The organism is Polyangiaceae bacterium (assembly GCA_015075635.1).
Taxonomy (GTDB): Bacteria; Myxococcota_A; Polyangia; order Polyangiales; family Polyangiaceae; genus JADJKB01.
The window spans coordinates 1,959,334-1,981,404 of sequence record JABTUA010000001.1; the positions used below are offsets into that span (position 1 = coordinate 1,959,334).

Genomic DNA, 22,071 nt, shown 5'->3' on the forward strand with positions numbered 1-22,071 from the left:
AGCTCCCGTCCTCAGGAACGGGCGACCACGCCCTTGAACATGCGCTCGGTGCGCTGCAGCTGCTCGATCTGCTCCTTCACTGCCTCGGTGTCGCTGCGCTCGATGGCGCTGCGGGTCGCGTCCACGATGCGCTTGGCCTTGCTCATCGCGTCCCGCCCGAAGTCCGCGCCGCCGACCACGCGCTCGACGTCGGGGAAGAGGCGCTCGACCTCCGCGATCAAGGACTCGGCCTGCTGCTTGATGCCCTCGAACTCCTCGTCCTGACGCCGCTCGACCATGTAGTCCTTGGCGTTCTCCATCATGCTCTTGATCTCGTCCTGGGTGAGGCCGCTGGTGGCGGTCACCTGGATGGACTGAGCCTGGCCGGTCTCGAGGTCCTTGGCGTGCACGCTGACGATGCCGTCGGTGTTGATCTCGAAGGTGACCTCGATCTCGACGTGGCCCTTGGGAGCGCGCCGGAGCCCGGTCAGGATGAACTCCCCGAGCAACTCGTTCTCGTCGGCCTTCTTGCTCTCCCCTTGCATCACCAGGATCTTCACCGCGGTCTGGTTGTCCCGGCTGGTGGTGAACACCTTGGTGCGGCTGGTCGGCACCGTCGTGTTCTGCGGGATCAGCTCCTCGAAGTAGCTGCCGAACGTCATGATGCCCAGGGCGTGGGGCGTGACGTCGAGCAGGATCATCTCGTGCTTGTCCTCGACCAGCGCCGCGCCCTGAATGGCGGCGCCGAGCGCGACGACCTCGTCCGGGTGCACGCTCTTGCTGGGCTCGCGGTTGAAGAAGTCGGCGACCGACTTCTGAATCGCAGGCATGCGCGTCATGCCGCCCACCAGGATCACGTCCTCGACCTCGTCCACGCCCAGCTTGGCGTCGTCCAGGGCCTGCTTGCAGATGTCCACCGTGCGCTCGACCAGGTCCTCGGTGAGCTGCTCGAGCGTCTGCCGGGTCATCGTGCGCTGCAGGTGCAGCGCCTCGTTGCGACCGGTCGAGATGATGAACGGCAGGTTGATCTCGGTCTCCTTGACGCTGGAGAGTTCGCACTTGGCCTTCTCGGCCGCGTCGCGCAGGCGCTGCAGCGCCATGCGGTCCTGGCGCAGGTCGATCTCGTGCTCCTCTTTGAAGCTCTCGACCAGCCAATCGATGACGCGGGCGTCGAAGTCCTCGCCGCCCAGGAAGGTGTCGCCGGTGGTGCTGACGACCTTGAACACGCCGTGGGCGCCGATCTCCAGGATGCTGATGTCGAAGGTGCCGCCGCCGAGGTCGTAGACGGCCACCGTGCGGTCGAGGTCCTTGCCGAAGCCGTAGGCCAGGGACGCAGCCGTCGGCTCGTTGATGATGCGGATCACGTCGAGCCCGGCGATGGCGCCGGCGTCTTTGGTGGCCTGGCGTTGGTTGTCGTTGAAATACGCCGGCACCGTGACCACGGCCTTGCTGACCGGGTGTCCGAGGTAGTCCTCGGCGATGACGCGCATCTCCTGGAGGATCATCGAGCTGATCTCCGGCACCGAGTAGGTCTTGTCGCGGAGCTTGATGCGCACGTCGCCGTGCGGCCCTTCCACGATCGAGTAGCTCGAGGTCATCAGCGCGTTCTTGACCTGTGGCGAGTTCCACTTCCGGCCGATCAGTCGCTTGGCCGCGTACACCGTGTTCTCGGCGTTGGTGATGGCCTGACGCTTGGCGATGTGGCCGACCAGCCGCTTCCCTGCCTCCGTGACCGCGACGATGCTGGGCGTCGTCTTGTAGCCGCCGCGATTCGGGATCACGACGGGTGCGTCGCCCTCCATCACGGCGACGCACGAGTTGGTCGTGCCGAGGTCGATACCGATGACCTTTTCAGCCATTGTTGCCTTTCGGGAGCTTCGAGCGATTCACGTCAGACCTCACCGCGCTTGATGCGTTTGATCCAGTCCTTGATGTTATCATCCCCGGGCGTCATCTGGCTGACGCGCTCGAACTCGGCCAGCGCGCTCTCTTTCATCCCGGCTTTGACGTAGATCTTCGCCAGGGTGAGCCGCGGTTCGGCGGACTTGGGCGCTGCGGCCACCGCCTTGCGAGCCATCTCGCCGGCCTTCTTCATGTCTCCGCCGCCCTCGTACAGGCACATCGCGATCTTGTCCCAGATGTTCGCGCTCGGCTTGCCACGCGCCACCTTCTCGTAGGTCGCAGCGGCCTCGAGCCAGTGCTTGTTGGTCTCCTCGTACTTGGCCTGCTCGAGGTACGTGTCTGCGAGCAGCGCGGACGCCTTGGTCTGGGTTTCTTCGAAGCGAGCCTTCAGCTCGGCGTCGTCGGGCGAGAGCGTGACGGCGATGCGCAGGGCGTTCGCCGCCGAGACCACGTCGCGGGTGGCGAGCGCACCGTCGGCGGCTTCGATGTACTTCTTGACCTGGTTGTCGCGGGCCTGGCTGAGCCGCGCCTCGTAGCGCCGTTTCAGCTCGTCGGCGACGTGCTCTTGAATCGCCGCCCGACTGACCTGAGGCTCCGGCGGCGCCGAGGTGCGGGCCGGGGGCGCGAGGGAGCCTCGCAGCTTGCGGGCCAGCGCGCGGCGCCGCTCCTCGGGATCCGTGACGGTCGGTGACGACCCGCTCGGTGGCGCCTGGCTCTGGCGCTCCGAGATCCGAGCTTCCTGCTCGATCTTCTGCCGAATCGCCTCGAGCTCGGTGCTCTCGCCGCGGAAGGCCTGCTCGAGGCGCTTGGTACGGCGCTGCGAGGCGAGGTAGGCGTCGTACTCGTCGCGGGTCTGCTTGCGGCTCAGCACTTCCTGGGCTTCGGTCAAGCGCTGAAACACGCGCTCGAGCTTGGTCTTGAAGCTGCCGAGGTTCTTTCCGTAGTACTTGTCGGGGTGGAAGACGCCTACGATCTTGAAGTACGCCTCCTTGACGTCCTTCTTGTCGGCGGTCTCGGGCACCGCGAGCATCTCGTAGTGCGAGGCCGTGTCGAGCCGGTAGAAGTAGTCGAGGATCTTGCGCCTGCGCGGAAGGTCGAGGTCCACCGGCTCGTCGAGCTCCGCGGGGTCGTAGAGCGCAGCAGCCGGATGCTCGGCGTCGGGGTGCTCGGTCGCCTTCGTCTCGATGACCGGGTGCGAGAGCCGCACTTGGGGGGGCACGGTCGGGCGCTCCCGAGGGGGTGGCGAGGAGCTCGCCACGACGCCGTCGTAGCGCACCGCGCCGAGCTCCACGAGGCGGACCAAGCTCTGGTGCACCCGCCCGCCGTCGAGGCCGGTGGCCGCTGCGATGTCCGCCTCGCTCGAGCGGCCGTCGATGCGCGTCAGCACGAACGCCTCCTCTGGGCCGATGGGCAGCTTCCGCATGTCCACGCCATCGACCAGGCGTGGCAGCTGACCCTCTTCACTCGGCGGCACTCGATCTCCCGGCGGCCAAAATACCGTCGAAGCCTAGCGCGCTGACCGCTTTTTCTCCAAATCGCCCGGCCCCTTCGCGGCCATCCAGAGCCACCACGCCGGCGCCAGTAAAATCGCCCTGGAAAGCGCATTTGCAACGCGCTGCGTCAACGTCGTCGCGGAGAGCCCGGCGGGGTCGATACGGCTCACTTCCAGGCGGAATCGCCGCCCATCCCCGAGCGGGGCCAGACAAGCCGCGAGCAGCGGTACGCCGGCCGCGAGGGCGATGCGCGCCGGGCCGATCGGCATCTCGCTCGGGGTACCCAGGAAGTCCACGCGGGCGCTCTCCACTCGCGCGGGCAAGTCGGGCAGCACGCCGACCAGCTGTCCGGATCGGAGCGCGCGCACGATGCGCGCCCCGGCCCCGGGGTCACCGCGGTGGATCACCGTGACGCCCCGCGCGCGACGGTGAGCGTCCACGTGCGCGTCGAGGGCGGGGTCGTAGCTCTCGCGCACCACGATCGCCGTCGGCAGCCCGAGCTCGGCGACCGCGGGCGCCACTAACTCGAAGGGGCCGAGGTGTGCGCTGACGACCACGGCACCGCCGGCTCCCGCGAGCAGCTCGCGCGCCGGAGCGTCGATCGCCACCAGTGCGCTGGCCTTCACGTTCGGGCGGCGCAGAAGCAGGCTGGTTGCCAGCGTGGTGCCCGCGTTCAGGAAGCACTCACGCACGACGCGCGACACTTCGGCGTCCGGCAGCGCCAGGCCCACGCGTTCCCGCGCCCTGCGCACGAGCGACGGCGCCGTCCAGTAGACCAGACGCCCGACCGCGCGGCACACCGAGTAGAGGAGGCGCTCCGGCAGGCGATCGGCGAGGCCGAGGAGACCGATCACACACAGCCGGATCGCTCCATTCTTGAGGCGCTGCCCCCAGCGCCAGTGCCCGCCCAGGCGAAGATCGCGGCTCACGCTGCGCGCCATGGCAAGACTGTGCGAGTCGAGCCTCGGGCTCATGTCCCGCAGCCGCGCCGCACGTTGTCGCTGGCCGCGTCCACGCGGTCCCGAGCCCTGGCGCAGCGTCCGCCGGGGTCGTCGGGGCCGTTCAGATCGCAGATGCGGCTCGCCGAGCGCTTCATCGAATCCAGGGCCTTCTTCGCGGTCTCGCAGTCCTTGGCGCTGCCGAGCGCGCGGGCGACGTCCTTGAAGTCGCGCTCGAGCAGCGACTCGGCCTCGTCGAGGGCCGCCGGGGGCGGCTGGGCGTAGCCCGGCTGTCCGCCCAAGCCGGGCCGCTCGGGCTCCTCGCTGCCTTCGCCCTTTTGCAGCAGATCTCCGCCGCTGGACTCCGGCGTTTCCGGGGCCTCACCGGTCGGCGCCGACGCGGGCGGCGCCGCCTTCTGGGACGCGCCGCAGCCGGAGACGCCCAGCGCGCACGCCAGCACGAGGCCAAGCCTCATTTGCCGGCCTCGGCGCTGGCGGTGGCCTTCTCGATCACCTCCGCCTGGATGGCCATCGACTTCTCGGCGGCGTCCAGCGCGCGCTTCTTGGCCTCCTCCGCGCCGCTCGCGTCGCCCTTGGCTTCCAGGCTCTTGGCCAGGCGCTCTTCGACCAGACCCCGCACCTCGAACAGGTGACCTCGGAAGTAGGTGATCTCCTTGGCGAGCTCCAGGCCGCGCTCGACGTCCCCGAGCGCCGCGTCGTGGCGACCGAGCTGGCTCTTCAGATCGGCCATCCGCGCCAGCGTGTCGGCCATCACCTCGCGCACCTCGGCCGGCGCCGCCTGCGCGTTGCCGCCCGGCAGCGGGCCGTCCACCAGTCGCTGCAAGGGATCGACGGCCTGCTCGAGGCGGCCGGCCTCCTCGTGTTGATCGGCGATGTGGTGCGCGCTGCGAGCGCGCGACAGGAAGGCGAGCAGCACCGGATCCACCGGCACGCCGGCGGCGCCCTCGGTCGGGCTCGGGCCCTTGCTGCAGCCGACGGCGCACGCGACCGAGGCGAGCACCAACATCAGGAGCAACGCGAGGCGGCGGGCCATCAGCGCACCCCCCACAGGGCGTAGCGGTTCGAGCGCAGCTCGCGCGAGCGGGCCAGCGCGATGCGGTCCACCCGCGCGGTGGTCGCGCCCGGCTCGAACTTCTCGGGGAACATGGCCGCGGTGGAGCGGGACACGGCCAGCGCTTGGGCCTGCTCCGCCAGCTCCGCGCCGGGCCCGTCGCGGAGCGCGGGGGCGATCACCAAGAACCACGACGCCGCGAGGGCCACCGCCGCCGTCGCGACGCTGCCGAAAGCAATGACCAGGACCTTCGCGCGGCTCGCCCGCCGCCCGAGCACACGGCTCGCCACGCGTTCGGCGTCCAGCTGTCGGAGCTCCGCCGGATGAGCCGCCGCGCGCAGCGCCCGCGCCAGCTCGGCGGACGGATGTTGTCCTTTGCCTTCGAGGGCGTCGCGCAGCCGGGCGCTCTCGGCGATCTCCTCCTCGGTGGGCGGGGCGAGGGGATCCTCGAGCGCCAGCGCGATCAGCGCCTCGTTGACCGCCGGGTCGAGCGCGCTCGGCGCCCAGGCCGCGCGCAGCGCCCGCGCCAGCTCCTCTTCCTGCTCTTCGGGCAGGAGCGGGAGCGCGTCGTCGAGCAGGTCTCGGGGATCGCTCTTCATGACCCACCCGTCTCGCTCGCGAGCGCCTTCTTCAGCGCGGCCATCGCCCGGTGCAGTACCACGTCGAAGGTGGCCACGCTGACCTCGAGCTCCTTGGCCGCCTCCTCGCGCGAGCGCTCCTCGAGCACCCGCAGCCGAATGGCGGTGGCGTAGCGCGGGTTCAGCCGGCCGAGCAACGCCACGACCCGGCTGCGGGCATGGGCCAGGTCGTGCTGCTCGATGACCTCGGCCTCCCGCGACTCGCGACCGGCGGCGTCGATCTCGCGCTCCACGTCGGCCGGCTCGAACAGGACCTCGCGCTTTCGCGCGCGCAGCTGGTCGAGCGCCACCCGGAGCGCCACGACCCGGAGCCACGGGTACACGCCGACGCTCTGCCAGGTGAACTGATCGAAGCGCTCCACCACCTTCATGTAGGTCGCGCTCAGCGCCTCCTCGGCCGCAGCGGCGCTGCCCAGGCGGGGGAGGAGCACGCTCCGGTAAAGGCGCGGGCCGTAGCGGCGCAGGAGCGTCCCGAGCGCGTCGCGGTCGCCGGCTTGGGCCTGCACCGCCAGCACCCGCTCCTCCTCGAGCTCCGCCGGGTCCCGATCCAACACGGCGGGGACTCTACACGGGGGCATTGGGCCGAACAGCCCCGAGAGCAGGGCCCAACCGCCCAGAGCTGCGCCGCCCGCCGGGGCGGGCAGGCTCAGAGGGGCCGGCAGGCAAAGCGCGCTCATGTCCCCGAAACGGCCGGCGGGCCCCGGAGCTTACGCCCGCCCGTTCAGTGCCGGCCCGGCAGGCGATTTGGCGACAAAGGGCTTGCCAGCGCCGGCTCCGACCGAAAGATTCCCGCCTGCCTTGGCCTCCGGCTCCAGCATCTGCCCCCACTGCGGGGGCCTCAACTCGATCGACGAGAAGACGTGCTTCCGCTGCGGCCAGCGCCTGCCGGGGCCGCTGACGCGCTCGGCGATGGGCCTCGTGACCACGGCGCTGGGCCGCGAATTTCCGCTGACCAAGCTGTACGTGATCCTGTGCGTCGCGGTCTTCGTGATGACCGCGCTGGCCAGCAAAAAGCTCCAGATGCTCGGCGGCGTGCGCGTCTCCGAGGCGCTGCGTTGGGGCGCGGTGTTCGGCACCCTCGGGCGCGAAGAGCCGTGGCGCTACCTGTCGGCGATGTTCGTGCACTTCGGCGCCCTGCACCTGGGCTTCAACATGATGGCGCTCTGGGACTTCGGCCGCGCCACCGAGCAGCGGCTCGGCTCGGGGCGCTTCACGCTGATCTTCGTCCTGACCGGCGTGCTCGGCTTCGTGGTCAGCGATCTCTGGTACGCCTTCTCCGGGGCGCCAGCGCTGACCGCGGGCGCGAGCGGCGGCCTCTTCGGCCTGACGGGCGCGCTGATCGGCTACCTGTACGCGGCGAAGGATCCAGCCTGGAAGCAGTTCCTGGTGCGCGTCGTCATCTACGCGGTGATCTTCGCGGTGGCGATGTCGGTCAACAACGCCGCGCACATCGGCGGTTTCGCCACGGGCTTCCCGCTCGGCTACGCCTTCTACAAGGAGCGCTCGCCGTGGGGCAGGAACAAGCTGTTCGGCGTCATCGCCGTCGTGCTGGTGCTGGCCAGCGTGGCCTCCATCGTGCTCTGCCAGACCTCGGACGTGTGGCGCGAGGTGCGGAGGCAGGAGCTCTTGATGGGGAGGGACTGAGGTCCACCAACGACGAGCCTCAAGCCTCCAGGCGGCCCCGAGCGTCCCGCCGTCGCCACCGGTCTCGCAGCAGGTCGCCGTACGCGATTCCGAGCAGTACCACGGTGGCAAGGAGGATCCCCCAAACGTAGCCGTGTGGCAGACTGACCACGGCCACGAGCTCGTGAGCACCCGAAGGAACGCGGACGGCGACGAAACCCGGCGCCACCTTGCGATGGGGGACCGACTGACCATCGACGGTCATGCGCCACTCCGGCACATAGGTGGCTCGAACGACTACGTCCACGGGCTGCGGTGACGAGATGCGAGCTTGGTACGCGCCGGGTTCGCGTGGCACTTGCTCGACCCTTGCCGCGTCCTCGACGCAGGGGCCAACTGATAGGGTTGCTTTGGCGAACGCGCCAGGAGCTTCTTGCAGCAGCGTCAGCTCGAGCGGCGTGTCCAGGAAGCTCTTGGGCTGACGCAATTCGGTCCAGAGGGCGTCGCGCAGCGCGCGGTCTGGACCGCTCCACTCCGAGGTGATGCATCCGATGCCCACTTCGTCGCCGCCGCTGACTCGTTCCAACAGTACGACGTCCCCCGCCTGGCGACGGATTCGCCATCCGTCGAGCAGCAGTGGTTCGCGCCGCGCCAGGAGAACCCACCGCACTCCCATCGCTTCGGCTCGGAGCGCGCTTCCCTCCCGATCCGGACGAATCGCGTCGAATGCCGCGCTCAGGATACCGACCTGGGTGCCCGGACCGCCCACGTGTGTGCCGAGCGGCACCGGGGCGCGTGCGTCGAGGCCGCGCAGCCCGGGACAGCTCGTCGGAAACGAGGCTTGGTCGACGGCCAGTCGAGCTCCGCGAAGGTCCCGTATCCAGCTTGCGATCAGTTTGGCATCATACCCGACTGGTGTGACTGGACCGCACTGCTGACTTCCGGACCAGTCCCGTTCGACCCGGGCGCGCTGCTTGGCCCAGTCAACGCGTTCGGGCAGCGCACCGCCCGTGAGCCCCGCGACCGCGAATGCGATCACGCCCATCACGGCGCGACGCGACCTGCAAGCGCTCCAGCCGAGGTCCGCGCCGACCTGGCGGAGGTGCGCGAGGAGCTCGTGGCTGGACACGGTGACTGCAATGGCCACAGCCAGCGGGAGAAACGCCATCAATCGCACCGGCGAGTACACCTCTACGAGCTTCTGAGCGAGCGGGACGACTTTCGGTAGGGGCTCCCCCAACGCAGAGAGCCCGCACACTGTGCCGAAGAAGGCGAGCGCCGCCACGCCGACACGGCTCGGCAAGAGCAGGCACAGGCAGCAGGCTGCCGCAGCAGCCACCGTCATCACGGGAGCTCGATTCGCGTCCAACCACAACCCGTCCGCCAAGCGCTCCGCGAAGACGCGCGGTCCGAAGCCGACAATCTTCCACGGTGGTACCGCCACCCAGCTGAATGGAACTCGGAACCTGGAGAGTCCAGGACCGTAGAGCGCGACGCCGAGGACGAGCGCGCCGCCTGCAGCTTCCAGCCAGCGCCTGCGAACGCCGGGCCCGCACAGAAGAAGGCAGACGGGGAGTGTGGCGGTGATGAGCGCTGCTGTCGCCTGGACGTGGCAGGCGATGCTGAGCGCTCCTAGGAGCAGCGCCCAGCGCACCCGCGGCTGGTCGCCGGACGGTTCGAGCACCACTGCCCCCGCTGCCCCGAGCAGCACGGGCATCGCGACGGCTTGCGACAACAGGCCCTGGTCCGTGTAGACACCGGGCCCCCCGATGAACGCCATGCTCGGCGCAACCCAACTCAAGACCAGCGCCCCGGAGAGTGCTGCCGCCGCGGACGCTCCGGCCCGCGAGGCGCCTCCGGCGTAGACCACCGGGACAGCGAGAATCCCGAGCAAGCCGAGGGCATTGGCCGCGACCACAGGATCGATGCCCAGTCGCATCAGTCCGGCCAGGAGCAGCAGCGGCACGCTCTGGTAGTGAAGGCCGAAGGGAAACCCGCCGTAGTAGGCGTCGACCCATCCGTGCGGCAGCCCGTGCCGAGCGATGGCATGCGCCACTCCCGCGTGACCGATTGCATCCGACGGCAGCAGCGAGCTCGGCGAGAGCAGGTGCGGAGCGATGGCCAAGACGGGCGCTGAAGCCAGCAGCGCCCCGCACACTACGAGCCCCGTCTCCCTCCAGGGCCGCGCGATGCCCCAGCCGAGCTCGGGTCGCGTCCTTCCCCAGCGAGCCACGACCCACCGGACCAGAAGAACCCCAAGGAGGGCCACCAGCGCCGGGATCGCCGCCCTGGGTAGAGGCATGTGACCACTCCTAGACTTGGAGTTCGCGCGCGGGAAGCGATCAGGGGTCGATCATTCCGGCGGTCCGGGCTTCTTCGCGTTCGCGGCGCCGCTCACCGGTGCCGAGGTGGAGCCCGTGCTGAACGCCCCGACCCAGGTCCCCGAGAAGGCAAACGGACGAGCGAAGTCGTCGACGCTTGCCGTTGCCGTCGCCGCCACCGACAGCGTGGAGACCGGCGCAGTCGGAGCCGCCGAAGCATCCGCCGCCAGAGCCCACAGCTCGACCAGCCCTTCGCGACACAGGCTCTCGGCGCACACGGAATCGCACTTGGCGTACGCCTCGCCGGGCCCCGACCCCGCGGCCACCAGGGTCAGTGCCACGTCTTTGCAGGCGAGCAGATCCGCCAGCGCGTCGGGCACGCTCGGTGCGCCGCTGACCTCGGCCCGGGCAGGACCCAGCGCCAGCGCCGTCACCAGTCGCGACGGCAAGAGCGCGAGCTCCACCCCCAGCGCCACGCTGTCGTCGGGGTGCGCTTGCCACGAGGTCAGGTACTTGCTCGGGAAGCCCGCGCGCGTCGCGTCCGCACCACCGGCGCTCGCGAGCTCGAGCCAGGCCTTGGTCGGGCTGCCCGCGGCGCTGGTCAAGCTGCCCCTGAGCGCGTCTGGTGCTGCGAACGCGGCCGCGCCCTGCTTCAGCCAAGGGTCGACCAAGCTGCGGATGGCGTTCGGCCCGCCGATTGCGCCCTGGACCTGAGCGTCCCAGCTCCCCGTCTTGCGCGCAGCCTGAAACGCGGCGGGGTCGGCGCTCTGGCTCTGCATCGCGTCCAAGAGCGCCGATGCGTCGTTCGACGCGGGAGAGAGCGCGGCGAGTGCGGCGTTCACCTGCAACAGCTCCGGCCACTTGCCCGTGGCGCCTTCGAGCCCGAGCTCGAGCTCGAGCGCCACGCCCTCGAGCTTCATCGGCAGATCGAAGACCGGCACGGTCAGCGAGCGGATCTCTCCCGCGCTCAGATTGCCCACCTCCTTGCAGCCGGCGATGGACTCCGCTCCCCGCAGCGTCACCGCGATGGCCGGTCCCACCGGGACGTCGTCCACCTGCGGGACCTTGTCGAACGGGGCCTTTCCCTTGAGGTCACCGTCGGTCAAGAGCTCGCCCGAAAGCTCCGCGCAGCTGACCCCGGTTCGGGCGCTGGCCACCCAGTGCGACACGCTGCGCTTGCCGCTGTAGGCCGGCGCCACCTGGAGCGAAGCGAAGCCGCTCGCGCTCACGCTCACCGCCACGCTGGTGGACAGCTTGTCGCCGGAGCTGGCGCGGATGCTGAAGGTCCTGGCGGAGCTCGGCGCGGTGACGGCCACCTCGGCTCGCCCCGAGCCGTCCGTGGTGGTCTCGCTCTGGTCGAGCGCGGCGTCGCTGGCGTCGCCGAGCAGGGCGAAGCGCACCAGGTAGTGTCCGGGCGGCTTGGTCACCACCGCCACGCTCCGCACCTCGCCGGGCACCAGGGTCAGCGTCTCGGCCGGGTCGAAGGCGAGCGAGCTCGGCCCGCTCGGCGTGCCCGCGCTCCCGCCGCTCCCGCCGCTGCCCGCTTCGTCGCCGTCACCACCGCACGCGCCCGAGGCGAGCGAGAGGGCGACCGGCAGCGCCCAGCGGGCGCGTCCGAAGAGCTGAACCAGGCTAGCCATGTCTGAAGGGAAGAGAGCGTCTAGCGTAGACTTTCGGGGCGACAAAGCAAGGCGCTGGCGGGGCACGCGACGCCCCTCCCGCGTGGTATCTAGCCAGGTGGGATGGAGTCCCTGATCCCCAAGCCGCACCGGCTGCTCGTGGTGGACGACGAGCCGTCGATCCGCCAGATGCTCCAGATCGCCCTCAAGCGCGAGGGCTACGAGGTGGTCTCGGTGGCGGGCTTCCGCGCCGCCGCCGAAGCCCTGGCCACGAGCCCTCAGGCCTTCCCGGTCGTGCTCACCGACCTCTCCATGCCGGACGGCTCGGGCTTCGACGTGCTCGCCGCAGCCAAGCGCCGGGACCCGTCGAGCGAGGTGATCCTGATCACCGCGCACTCCACGGTCGAGAACGCCATCACCGCGATGCGCGGGGGCGCATACGACTTCGTGACCAAGCCCTTCCAGCCCTCGGAGCTCGCCGCGCTGGTCCAAAAGGCGCTGGAGAAGCACGACCTCACCCGCGAGAACACCCGCCTCCGAGCCCGGGTGGAGCGCGCCGACAGCGGCGTGCTCGGCCGGAGCCCCGCGATGCGCGCCGTGATGGAGCTGGTCGATCGCATCGCGGCGACGAAGACCACGGTGCTCATCACCGGCGAGAGCGGGACCGGCAAGGAGCGAGTGGCGCGGGCCATCCACGAGCGCTCCGATCGCCGCAGCCGGCCGTTCCTCGTGGTCAACTGCGGCGCGCTGCCCGAGGCGCTGATGGAGAGCGAGCTGTTCGGTCACGAGAAGGGGGCCTTCACCGGCGCCCAGACCCGGCACAACGGCCTGTTCCGCGAGGCGGACGGCGGCACTCTCTTGCTCGACGAGGTGGGCGAGTTGCCGGCGTCGCTTCAGGTCAAGCTCTTGCGCGTGCTCCAGGAGCGTAGCGTGCGCGCGGTCGGGGCGACGCAGGAGACGGCGGTGGACGTGCGCGTGCTCGCGGCGACCAACCGGGACATCGAAGCCGAGGTCGCCCGCGGGGGTTTCCGTCAAGACCTCTACTATCGCTTGAACGTCATCCGGGTGGTCTTGCCGCCGCTCCGCGACCGGCGCGAGGACATCCCGCTGATGGCCGAGCGTTTCCTCCGGCGCTTCGCCGCCGAGATGGGCAAGGACGTCGGCGGCTTCACCGCCGACGCCCTCCGCGCCCTGGAACGCTACGCCTACCCAGGGAACGTGCGCGAGCTCGAGAACGTGGTCGAGCGCTCGGTGGCCTTGGCGGGCGCGCGCTCCATCGGCCTCGGGGATTTGCCGGCGGAGGTCGCGGGTGCGGCGAGCAACCCTACCTCCCAGCTCCTGACCCTGCCCCCGGAGGGCGCGAACCTCGACGAGCTCCTGAACGAGGTGGAGCGCCGGCTCCTGGTCTCGGCGCTGGACCGGACCGGCGGCAACCGCACTGCCGCGGCCAAGTTGCTCGGGGTCACGTTCCGGTCGCTGCGTTACCGGTTATCGAAGCACGGCCTGGGCGGGGACGACGAGCCGCCGTCCGACGGGGACTCCGGTCCGCAATAACTTCCGCTGCCGCTATCCGTTGCGGAGCCCAAAAGCGGGCATCCCTGCTCTGCCGGCGCTAGAATGGCCGCACGCCCATGGAACGGCCCGTGCATCCCTGTCCGCGATCCATGTTCCGGCGCACGGCACGCAGGGCCTTCACCCTGGTCGAGCTGATGGTAGTGGTGATGCTTGTGGGCATCCTCGCGACGGTGGGGATCGTGCTATTTCGGCAGTGGGTCTTCCATTCTCGGAGCGTCGAGGCCATCGGCATGCTCCAGAGCATCCGCGTGGCCCAGGAGCGTTGGCGCTCGGAGACCGGAGCCTACATGGACGTCTCCGACAACATGGCCGCGTGGTATCCGACCACGACGCCCAACCGCACGCTGTACGCCTGGAAGCAGGTCTCCGGGAACGACTACGCCAAGTGGATGCTGCTGAATCCAACAGTTTCCGGCCCGGTGCAGTTTGCTTACGTGACCAAGGCGGGGCCGCCGGGCACGGCGATGCCGGACCCGGAGACGGTGGACAAGCCGACCTGGCCACAAGCCACGGACATGACGCAACCGTGGTTCGTCATCCAGGCGATGGGCGACACCGACGCCGACGGCGTGAAGTCGTATTATGTCGCCGCCAGCCTGAACGGCGAGATCTACAAGGAACAAGAAGGGGAGTAGCATGTGGGCGGAGGACTCACCTCGGCCCCTGCCGCGATTGGTCAGCCGACGCCGGGCCGGGTGCCGAGAATTGTCACTTGGCTTGCCCCGCCCGACCTGGCGAGTGCCATAATCCCGCGAATGAGTCGAGGAGCGCCTGCGAAGCGAGCTTGGTACGGGAGGTGCATTCGTCGTCCCTCGATGCGCGGCAGGCAACGGGGCTTCACGCTGGTCGAGCTGATGGTGGTCGTGGCCATCGTCTCGGCGCTCGCGACCCTCGCTGTCTACGGTGTCAGGAAGTATGTGTTCGCGTCCAAGTCTGCCGAGCCGATCTACATGATTGGCCAGATCAAGACCCAGCAAGAAGCCTGGCGCGAGGAGTTTCACGCCTACTACGACGTGTCGAGCTCGCTGACGAGCTATTACCCGGACGTTCCTAGCGACACCAAGCGACACTGGGTGAACGAGTCCCATGGTGACCGGCAGAAGTGGCTTTTCCTCGGCGTGTCGACTCCGAACCCGGTGCAGTTTGGCTACATCTCGAAGTCAGGAGACTCCAACACCCTTCCGCCCGGGCTCGGCACCAGCCAGCCCGGCTGGCCGCCAGCAAGCACGGGCGGAGAGCCTTGGTTCTTGGTGTTGGCGGTCGGAGATCTGAACGCCAACGGCACCTACTCCAAGTTCGTCGGCTCGAGCTTCACCTCGGAGATCTACGCGGAGAACGAAGGCGAGTAGCGAACTCGTCATCGCTCGGCCCGTGCTGTGGCCGGTGACGACCAAAACGAACGCGCGCGGCGGGTGGCCGGGCGCGAGGACGAGACCCTGCCACCCGACAGGACAAGAAGGAGCAGTCATGAAAAAGAAACTGAAGAGAGGCTTCACGCTCGTCGAGCTCATGATCGTGGTCGCCATCGTCGGCGTGCTGGCCGCACTCGCCATCTACGGCGTGCGCAAGTACATCGCCAACGCCAAGACCGCAGAGGCGCGCAACTCGCTGGGCCAGATCGGCAAGGATGCGGCGAGCGCATATGCGCGTGAAGGTATGGCAGGACAAGTGCTGGCACTGGGCAGCGTCGCGGGTATCAACAACAAGCTGTGCGCGTCGGCTTCGGCGACCATTCCGTCCGGCCCTGGCCCAATCAAGGGCCAGAAGTACCAGTCGGATCCGGGGGAGTGGGCGGCGGATGGCACCCTCGTTCACACCGGGTTCGCCTGCCTGAAGTTTCAGATGACCGATCCGCAGTACTACATGTACGACTACAAGCAGAACGGCGGTACTCAGGGCGGCGGCAACGGCGCGGAATTCACCGCGACGGCGAACGGCGACCTGAACGGTGACACCATCCTGTCGACGTTCACGCTGACGGGCAAGGTGCAGACGGGCAGCAACGGCGCGCTAGAGCTCACGATCGCGCCGAACTTCGTCGAGAGCAATCCCGAGGAGTAGGCTCTCGCTTGTTCCATGGCCTACGCCCGCGGCTCCCAACAGGATCCGCGGGCGTAGTCGCATTTGCGCTGCGCGGTCGCGCTTGTGTCCCGCGCTCGAAAGGGGCAAATCCATGGCAGTGCGCTCCCTGACTCCCCTGGAAGCAGCCGTTGCGGTGGCCGTGGCGGGCTCGGTGTTGGCCACGGCTTTGCCGTCCTTCGTGCGCAACCTCCACGCATCCAAGCTCGTTGAGCCCGTCGAGGGGCTGAACCGAATCGCGACCCGAGCCATGGCGCTCGCTGCCGGCCGGCCTGTCGCGTCCGCCTACCCCGAAAGCGTTGGGCTCACACCGGGACAGGTGCCGGCGGGCGTTCGCGTCACCGACCCCCCGGGCACTTGGGATCACCCGACTTGGCGCTTGCTCGACTTCGGGTTCACCGTGCCGCACTCCTTCAGCTTCGCGTTCGAGAGCGGGGGCGACCTCGACCACGCGCGCTTCCGGGCGCGGGCCTTGGGCGACCTCGATGGCGACGGCAGCACCAGCGAGTTCGCCATCTCGGGCGAAGTTCGGGCCGGAGGCGAGCCCAGCACTTCCGCCATGGACATGTACCGTGAAATCGAGTGAGCGGCCGTCCACCCGCTCGAGGTCACGCGGCGCCGAGGTGGTGGCTGTGCTGGCCATAGCCCTGGCGGTGCTGGTCATCGGATTCACGAGGACGCGGCTTACAACACGCTTCCACGAGATCAAGGCCACGAGTGACGTCTATGCGTTGCCGAGCCCGGAGCAGACGGTCGTGGTGAGCCTCGGCTGGCGCTCCGCGCTCGCCGACCTGATCTTTTCCAATGTCCTCGTTTCGTATGGAATCCATCTCCAGGAGCGGCGCCGCTTCGAGTTCGTGGGCAACTACCTCGAGACCATCAACGAGCTCGATCCCAAATTCCGAGCGCCCTACCGCTACGCGGACACGTTGCTCACGCTCGGAACGGTCGCCCCGCACCCCGAAGACTATGCTCGGGCACGCAAGATTCTGGAGCGAGGCATGCAGGAGCTCCCTCATGACGGTGAGCTCTGGACGCAAGCCGGCCAGTTCATGGCCTATCTGGCACCGTCCACCTTCAAGGACGAGGAGCTCAAGAAGGAGTGGAAGCTGGAGGGGGCCCGGCGGTTGGCCCGGGCCTGCGAGCTCGTGGGCCACAACGAGAACATGCCTTACCACTGCATCACCGCGGCCACGCTGCTTTCGAAGGCAGGGGAGCGCGAAGCGACGATCCAATTCCTGGAGCGCGTGCTCACCGTGGTGGACGACGAGCAAGTCCGTGCCTTGGCCGCCGGCTATCTCAACAGGACGGTTGGCGAGCGCGAGCGTGACGAGGTCCACTGGCGCGTAGAACGCTTCGCCAACGTCTGGCACGAGGACCTGTCCTACGTGAGCAAGGATGCGCTCCTGACCGTCGGCCCCCCGATCGACGCGGCTCGCTGCGCCGGAGGCGCCGCAGGCTGCAGCGCGAGCTGGAGGGCGTGGGGAGAGCGAGTCGAGCGAAGGTGAGGCAATGAGCTCCTTGACGCCAAGGGTCGCCACCTTCCTGTTCGGGTCGGGTCTGGCGGCGCTCGTCTACCAGACCGCTTGGGAACGCATGCTGCGCCTCGTGTTCGGCGCGTCCACGGCGGCGTCGTCTGCGGTGCTCGCGATCTTCCTCGGCGGGCTCGGGCTCGGTGGGGCCTGGCTCGGCAAGCGCGCCGAAGCAGCGGATCGCCCGCTAAGGCTGTACGGCAGCCTCGAGGTGGGCGTAGCGCTGTCGGCAGCGGTGACGCCGTTCCTCGTGGATCTGGTCGCGCGCGTCTACTGGGGGCTCGGCGGCAGTGGCACCCTGGGCACGGGGGGAGCGACGGCTCTGCGCCTGCTCTTGGCCGCCATCGTTCTCGGCCCGCCGGTCGTGCTGATGGGCGGCACGCTGCCCGCGGCGGCGCGCGCTGTGGAGCGCGACGACGACCTCTCGCGCGGGCAGCTAGCGACTCTGTACGCCGCCAACACGATCGGTGCGGTGGCCGGCGCCTTGCTGGGCACCTTCGTGCTCTTCGAAGTATTCGGGACGCGCTTGTCGTTGTGGATCGCCGCGCTCGTGAACCTTCTGGTTGCCGTGCTCGCGCGGCAGCTCGGCAGCAGTCTGGCTCCGGTCCCCGTGACCGGCGGAGCGAGCGAGGCCCCGCACGAGGCCAGTGCATCGGCGCCGAGCCGGATTTCATCGCGCCTCGTGTACGTCGCGGCGGCGGTGGTCGGCTTTGCGTTCCTGAGCCTCGAGATCGTCTGGTACCGGATGCTCGGTCCGATCCTGGGCGGCTCGAGCTTCACCTTCGGCCTGGTTCTGGCGGTGGCGCTGGCGGGCATTGGTGTCGGTAGCTTCATCTACACACGCAGGACGGCGAACCGGCCGGCGACGCTGTCGCTGCTCGCGCTCACTGTCGCCCTCGAAGCCGTGTGTGTGCTCACCCCGCTCGCCTTGGGCGACAGTGTCGCGTATCTCGCGGCGTACACCCGTCCGATGGCGAGTCTCGGATTTGTCCCGCTGGTCGTGACGTGGCTCGCCATCACCAGCGTCGTAGTCCTGCCCGCGGCCGTCGTTGCGGGCTATCAGTTCCCGGTGCTGTTCGCCCTGCTCGGCAGCGGTCGTTCCAAAGTGGCGCGGCAGGTTGGGCTCACCTACGCCTTCAACACTGCCGGGTCCATCGCCGGCGCGCTGACGGTGGGCTTCGTGCTCCTGCCTCGCCTCGGAGCGGTCGGGATCTGGAAGCTCGTGGGCGCAATTCTGCTGGTGCTCGCCCTCGTTCTGATCGGATTCGAGCTCAAGGCGTCCGCGAAACAGGGGCTCCGACGCGCGCGGCTCGCCGTCGCCTTCGCCGTACTGACTCTGTGGATGCTCACCGCGGAGGGTCCCACCGCGGTCAGTCGCCATACGCCCATCGGTGCCGGGCGCGTGACGCTTGCAGGCTTGGATCGCAACCAGCTCCGAGACTGGAGTCACCGCATGCGCTTGCGCGTGCTCTGGGAGCGCGACGGGGTCGAAAGCAGCCTGGGCGTCACGTATGGCGGCGGCATCACGTTCTTGGTGAGCGGCAAGGCTGACGGTGCGGTGTTCGGGGACCGCGGCACGCAGACGCTGCTCGGCATCATCCCGGCGTTGCTCCACGACGACATCAAGAGCGCCTTCGTGCTCGGTCTCGGCACGGGAATGAGCGCGGGCTGGCTCGCGGCAGTGCCGGGCGTGGAGCGGGTCGATGTTGCAGAGCTCGAACCGGCCATCGTCGAGGTGGCACGCGCCGCGTCCTTGGCCAACCAGAACGTGCTCGAACGCCCCAACGTTCACATGTTCCTGGGCGACGGACGCGAGTTCCTGCTCACGCACGAGCGCAAGTACGACCTCATCGTGAGCGAGCCGAGCAACCCCTACCGGGCCGGGGTGGCGTCGCTGTTCACCCACGAATTCTATCGGGTGGCCGCGCGGCGCATGAAGCCCAACGGACTATTTGGGCAGTGGGTGCAGGGCTACGAGGTCGATGTTCAGACCGTGCGCATCGTGATCGCCACGCTGCGCTCGGTGTTTCCGTTCGTCGAGGCCTGGCAGACCCAGGGCGGCGACCTCCTGTTGCTCGCTGGCATGGAGCCGCGAGTGTACGACGCCGAGCAATTGCGCCGGCGCGTGCAGGTCGAGCCTTACCGCACGATTCTGCCCCGCGCAGGATTGATCAGTGACGCGGAGGGGGTCTTATCCCGCTTGATCGCTGGGAACGCGCTGGTCAAGGCCATCGGCGAAGCGAGTGCGCCACCCGTCAACAGCGACGACGACAACGTGCTCGAGTACGCTTTCGCGCGCCAAGTCGGAATCGGTGGCGCTGAGCTCCCGGTGCAGCTGGCTTCGCTCACCCAGTCGCGGGGCCTCGCGCGGCCCGAAGTTCGGGGCAGTGTCGACTGGAGGCGTGTCGACGAGCTCAGAGGGCGCGCGTGGCTCGTCATCGGTTCGGGCACCGGGCCAGATTTGCCGCTTCCCGACCCAGACGCACGGGCACGAGCCCAAGCCTTTGCGGCCGGATGTTCCGGTGACATCGCGTCCGCGCAGCGGCTCTGGTTCTCGCAGAAGGACGCTGCTCCGAGGGACGTCGTCGAGAAGTACGTGCTCGCCCAGATCTTGGCGCAACAGAAGGACGACCGTGCGCTCGTGCTGGCGGGTGAGCTCGGCCAGGAGGGCTACACGGCCGAGGAACACATCGTCCGCGCGCGCTACTTGGCGGGGCAGGGGAAACGAGTCGAGTCCCTCGATGAGCTGCTGTTGGCGATCGGCGAATTGCGGAAGACAGCGCTCCCCCTGTGCGACGCTAACCGGCAAGCCATCGATCTGTTGCTCTTCGTCGTCCGGGGAGAGCCCGCGCTGGCGGCGAAAGCCGCACGTGGCCTGCTCGCGGGCCCGCTGGCGGTCTACAACGAAGAAGAACGGCGCATCAATGTGGCGCAGCGTTTGGCCTTTCAGTCGGGGGACTCCGCGCTCTGCGTGCAGTCCCTGGGGCAGAACCTGGCGCTGCCCTGGTGGCAGCTCCGCTTCTTGGCGGCGCGGGCGGAGTGTCTGGAGAAGGCCGGGCATCCGGCGGCCGGACGCGCGCGCGCCGAATTGGCCGAGTGGGTAGCGAGCTCGTCCGGAAACGTCGAGGTAGGGCTGACGCTGCCACCGCCGCTGCTGCCGAGCTTCGAGCCAGAAGACGGGCTGGATGCCGGCCTGGTCACGCCGCCGCACGCAGACGCTGCTTTCCCCCTCGAGCGTGGTTCGCCCCCGGATGGCGCCGGCCACAGCGACGCGGACGCCTCGGCGAAGTCTGGCTCCGCGCCAGCAACCGACGCCGCAGAGTAGAACCACCGATCAGCGCAGGCCGGGCCGATCCACTGGCTTCGGGGGCAAACGGCACCGGAAGTGGGGGCTCTCGCGTGAGACGTCGAACAATACCGCCCCGTCCTGCTCGCTCCGTTCGCAAGTCGTGTCGGCCGCCGAGAAGTCGGCGGACTCGTCCTCGTCCACGAACACCCGCAAGCGCACGACGCCGCAAGGGACGCCCCGGAGGCTGGCGGTGGCCGTTCCGGTTCCCGCAAATGCCTTCGCGAGGATGGGCGGCGCAGAGAAGACACTGTCGGAAGGGAACCAGCTGTACTCGAGGAGCGTCGGGTGCTTCGGCTCCGCGGCACTCTCGACTGTCAGGTCCAAAGTGCAGCCCTCGAACTGGAGAATCGCCATCTTCCCCGAGTCCCACACCGTGCGAAAGCCGCGCTGGAGGAAGACCTGCCGGTCTTCCTCCAGTCCGTGGAACAGGACATCCTCGAAGCGAGAGCCCTGGGAAGCCAGCGTCGTCGTCAACGGAAAGCGAGCGCGCTCGTCGAGCCGCGTGAGTCGGTTCTCGTAGACCCACCAGAACTGCGAACGTGGCGAAACAGGGGGAAGACTGGCCTTCGCTTGGTCGGTGAGCACGAAAGGGTGGAGGTCTGCGCGGGCAGTGAACGTGTACGGAACGACGCCGCCCTGCTCGACCGCATAGAGTGCGCCGATGTTGGTCACGGGCTCGACGAAGGGATAGGCCTCGGCAATCGTTGGGTGGACGTCTCTTTCGCACGCAGCCTGCAGTACTACGGGGAGGCGGTACCCCTGGCGTCGAATGGGCTGCTCGAGTCCCGCCAGGCTGTTGCGGCATTGCTCGTAGGCGGCGCGGTTGAACCATCCGGACCATGCGAGCGAGGCCCCAGAGAAGAGCACGATCGCGCCGACTGACGCGAGTCGCGCGAACCGTCGGGTGAGCGCCTCCACCGACAAGAGCGGCAGGGCGAGCATCACGCCGAGCGGAAGGAAGCGAGGGGAGAAGAACTGCCATGTAGCCAGGTGGAGAGGTGCCAGCACCCCGGCGCTCAGCAGCAAGGCGGAAGTTACGCCCAAGGCGAGCTCGTCGCGCGAGCCGCGTCCCCGCCGCCAGCGGTAAGACCAAGACGCGAGCGCAACGAGCGCGAGGACGAAGACTGGCCATCCGCGCCACGCGGGCCCACCGACGAATACTCCTCGGATCAGCAACAGCCGTTCAGCGACGGGAAGCGGAGCGTCAGGTCCAGCGCTCGGCAGGTTCGAGCTCGCCGAGAACGCTCCGGCAGTCCGCGCTACGAGCCACGCGATCGGCAAGCTGATGAGCGCGAGGGTTCCGACTTCGCGGAGCCACCTCCCTCGCTCGTGTCTCACCAGCGTGAGGACACCCAGAAACAACAGCGTGACTTGTGCCCCGAAGAGGTGAAACACGCCCTGCAACGTCACCAGCACTCCGAGCAGGACACGGTGGCGCAAGTCCCATGTGCTGAACCGCAAAGCCAGCGCGATGATGGCGAGCGACACGGACGTGGAGATGAGGAACGAGAAGAACCCCATGTACAGCGCCCACTGAAACGCTGTGGCAAAGCCGAGCAACCCGAGTACGAATCGCTCCGGACGGAGGGCGCGAGTGAGCGCCACGAAGGCCCATGACCACCCGAGCAGGATGATGCCCAGCGTGACCTGCAGTGCTCTTCGCCAGGGCAAAAGCTCGGCCAGTGGCGAGTAGAGGAAGTTGAACCCCTGAGCGGTCACGGCCTGCGTTGGCCGATACGTCTCCGCGTAGATGGAGCCCGGGTCCGAGTAGTGGATGGAGAGGTGGGCCAGGTACAGGTGTTGCGGCCCGTCCTGGCTCGGGAGGTATGGCGCAACCAGAACAGCGCCCACCACCGCGATGGAGGCCGCAACAGTGAGGAACCAGACCCAGCGGGCGGGAAGCGGCTCCAGTCCACCGCCGGTTGGTGCCACGGCCGGCGGCCCCGGGTCT

18 protein-coding genes are annotated in these 22,071 nt (G+C 68.8%); 8 read left to right on the plus strand and 10 right to left on the minus strand.

Translation table 11 applies throughout. From position 1 onward, the window contains the following. Positions 1-11: 11 nt before the first annotated feature. Genes dnaK through HS104_08840 form a run of 7 tightly spaced genes read right to left on the minus strand, consistent with a single transcriptional unit; the run spans position 12 to position 6,600 of the window. Entirely contained in the window at positions 12-1,838 is a 1,827-nt protein-coding gene (dnaK, locus tag HS104_08810) for a molecular chaperone DnaK (GenBank protein MBE7480070.1), read from the minus strand. A gap of 32 nt (positions 1,839-1,870) precedes the next feature. Continuing rightward, on the minus strand, positions 1,871-3,355 hold the full coding sequence (locus tag HS104_08815; GenBank protein MBE7480071.1) for a DnaJ domain-containing protein: 1,485 nt from the start codon (positions 3,353-3,355) through the stop codon (positions 1,871-1,873). A 33-nt stretch (positions 3,356-3,388) separates the two neighbouring features. Then, entirely contained in the window at positions 3,389-4,348 is a 960-nt protein-coding gene (locus HS104_08820) for a lysophospholipid acyltransferase family protein (protein MBE7480072.1), read from the minus strand. Next, positions 4,345-4,788 carry a hypothetical protein gene (locus tag HS104_08825; GenBank protein ID MBE7480073.1) on the minus strand — a complete coding sequence of 148 codons (444 nt, stop codon included), beginning with the start codon at positions 4,786-4,788 and terminating at the stop codon, positions 4,345-4,347. Before HS104_08825 ends, HS104_08820 begins: the two co-directional genes overlap by 4 nt. After that, entirely contained in the window at positions 4,785-5,366 is a 582-nt protein-coding gene (locus tag HS104_08830) for a hypothetical protein (protein ID MBE7480074.1), read from the minus strand. Before HS104_08830 ends, HS104_08825 begins: the two co-directional genes overlap by 4 nt. Next, a complete protein-coding gene (locus HS104_08835) occupies positions 5,366-5,983 on the minus strand; it encodes a hypothetical protein (protein MBE7480075.1) in 618 nt (205 codons plus the stop codon). The genes HS104_08830 and HS104_08835 overlap by 1 nt, the downstream gene beginning before the upstream one ends. After that, on the minus strand, positions 5,980-6,600 hold the full coding sequence (locus tag HS104_08840) for an RNA polymerase sigma factor (GenBank protein ID MBE7480076.1): 621 nt from the start codon (positions 6,598-6,600) through the stop codon (positions 5,980-5,982). The genes HS104_08835 and HS104_08840 overlap by 4 nt, the downstream gene beginning before the upstream one ends. 220 nt (positions 6,601-6,820) lie before the next feature. Here HS104_08840 and HS104_08845 point away from each other — a divergent pair, with 220 nt between their 5' ends. Continuing rightward, on the plus strand, positions 6,821-7,666 hold the full coding sequence (locus HS104_08845) for a rhomboid family intramembrane serine protease (GenBank protein MBE7480077.1): 846 nt from the start codon (positions 6,821-6,823) through the stop codon (positions 7,664-7,666). A 19-nt stretch (positions 7,667-7,685) separates the two neighbouring features. Here HS104_08845 and HS104_08850 read toward each other — a convergent pair whose 3' ends face one another. Together HS104_08850 and HS104_08855 are read right to left on the minus strand one after the other, a co-directional pair. After that, positions 7,686-9,947 carry a hypothetical protein gene (locus tag HS104_08850; protein MBE7480078.1) on the minus strand — a complete coding sequence of 754 codons (2,262 nt, stop codon included), beginning with the start codon at positions 9,945-9,947 and terminating at the stop codon, positions 7,686-7,688. 51 nt (positions 9,948-9,998) lie between these two features. Next, entirely contained in the window at positions 9,999-11,606 is a 1,608-nt protein-coding gene (locus HS104_08855; protein ID MBE7480079.1) for a hypothetical protein, read from the minus strand. A 102-nt stretch (positions 11,607-11,708) separates the two neighbouring features. Between HS104_08855 and HS104_08860 the strand changes: the two genes are divergently transcribed. The 7 genes from HS104_08860 (at position 11,709) to HS104_08890 (ending at position 20,096) form a co-directional block, all read left to right on the plus strand. Next, positions 11,709-13,139: a sigma-54-dependent Fis family transcriptional regulator gene (locus tag HS104_08860; GenBank protein ID MBE7480080.1), complete on the plus strand. Its 1,431-nt coding sequence runs from the start codon at positions 11,709-11,711 to the stop codon at positions 13,137-13,139. A 77-nt stretch (positions 13,140-13,216) separates the two neighbouring features. After that, the gene (locus HS104_08865; GenBank protein MBE7480081.1) at positions 13,217-13,795 is read left to right on the plus strand and encodes a prepilin-type N-terminal cleavage/methylation domain-containing protein; all 579 of its coding nucleotides are present in this window, start codon (positions 13,217-13,219) and stop codon (positions 13,793-13,795) included. Positions 13,796-13,975: 180 nt separating this feature from the next. Continuing rightward, positions 13,976-14,509, plus strand: coding sequence for a type II secretion system protein (locus tag HS104_08870; GenBank protein MBE7480082.1), 534 nt, complete (start codon positions 13,976-13,978; stop codon positions 14,507-14,509). A 118-nt stretch (positions 14,510-14,627) separates the two neighbouring features. Continuing rightward, complete coding sequence (locus HS104_08875; protein ID MBE7480083.1) at positions 14,628-15,221, plus strand: type II secretion system protein; 594 nt, start codon at positions 14,628-14,630, stop codon at positions 15,219-15,221. Between the two features lie 112 nt (positions 15,222-15,333). Next, positions 15,334-15,825: a hypothetical protein gene (locus HS104_08880; GenBank protein ID MBE7480084.1), complete on the plus strand. Its 492-nt coding sequence runs from the start codon at positions 15,334-15,336 to the stop codon at positions 15,823-15,825. 46 nt (positions 15,826-15,871) lie between these two features. After that, the gene (locus tag HS104_08885; GenBank protein ID MBE7480085.1) at positions 15,872-16,747 is read left to right on the plus strand and encodes a hypothetical protein; all 876 of its coding nucleotides are present in this window, start codon (positions 15,872-15,874) and stop codon (positions 16,745-16,747) included. 4 nt (positions 16,748-16,751) lie between these two features. Then, positions 16,752-20,096 carry a fused MFS/spermidine synthase gene (locus tag HS104_08890; protein ID MBE7480086.1) on the plus strand — a complete coding sequence of 1,115 codons (3,345 nt, stop codon included), beginning with the start codon at positions 16,752-16,754 and terminating at the stop codon, positions 20,094-20,096. Between the two features lie 9 nt (positions 20,097-20,105). Here the strand turns inward: HS104_08890 and HS104_08895 are convergent, their stop codons facing one another. Further along, entirely contained in the window at positions 20,106-22,052 is a 1,947-nt protein-coding gene (locus HS104_08895) for a hypothetical protein (GenBank protein MBE7480087.1), read from the minus strand. Positions 22,053-22,071 lie beyond the last annotated feature (19 nt).

Bases quoted from the DNA above. Each gene is read 5' to 3' on its own strand.
- HS104_08875 (MBE7480083.1), top strand. From the start codon at position 14,628: ATGAAAAAGAAACTGAAGAGAGGCTTCACGCTCGTCGAGCTCATGATC.
- HS104_08880 (MBE7480084.1), top strand. From the start codon at position 15,334: ATGGCAGTGCGCTCCCTGACTCCCCTGGAAGCAGCCGTTGCGGTGGCC.
- HS104_08830 (MBE7480074.1), bottom strand. From the start codon at position 5,366: ATGGCCCGCCGCCTCGCGTTGCTCCTGATGTTGGTGCTCGCCTCGGTC.
- HS104_08820 (MBE7480072.1), bottom strand. From the start codon at position 4,348: ATGAGCCCGAGGCTCGACTCGCACAGTCTTGCCATGGCGCGCAGCGTG.
- HS104_08835 (MBE7480075.1), bottom strand. From the start codon at position 5,983: ATGAAGAGCGATCCCCGAGACCTGCTCGACGACGCGCTCCCGCTCCTG.
- HS104_08855 (MBE7480079.1), bottom strand. From the start codon at position 11,606: ATGGCTAGCCTGGTTCAGCTCTTCGGACGCGCCCGCTGGGCGCTGCCG.
- HS104_08840 (MBE7480076.1), bottom strand. From the start codon at position 6,600: ATGCCCCCGTGTAGAGTCCCCGCCGTGTTGGATCGGGACCCGGCGGAG.
- dnaK (MBE7480070.1), bottom strand. From the start codon at position 1,838: ATGGCTGAAAAGGTCATCGGTATCGACCTCGGCACGACCAACTCGTGC.
- HS104_08825 (MBE7480073.1), bottom strand. From the start codon at position 4,788: ATGAGGCTTGGCCTCGTGCTGGCGTGCGCGCTGGGCGTCTCCGGCTGC.
- HS104_08870 (MBE7480082.1), top strand. From the start codon at position 13,976: ATGCGCGGCAGGCAACGGGGCTTCACGCTGGTCGAGCTGATGGTGGTC.
- HS104_08850 (MBE7480078.1), bottom strand. From the start codon at position 9,947: ATGCCTCTACCCAGGGCGGCGATCCCGGCGCTGGTGGCCCTCCTTGGG.
- HS104_08890 (MBE7480086.1), top strand. From the start codon at position 16,752: ATGAGCTCCTTGACGCCAAGGGTCGCCACCTTCCTGTTCGGGTCGGGT.
- HS104_08865 (MBE7480081.1), top strand. From the start codon at position 13,217: ATGGAACGGCCCGTGCATCCCTGTCCGCGATCCATGTTCCGGCGCACG.
- HS104_08860 (MBE7480080.1), top strand. From the start codon at position 11,709: ATGGAGTCCCTGATCCCCAAGCCGCACCGGCTGCTCGTGGTGGACGAC.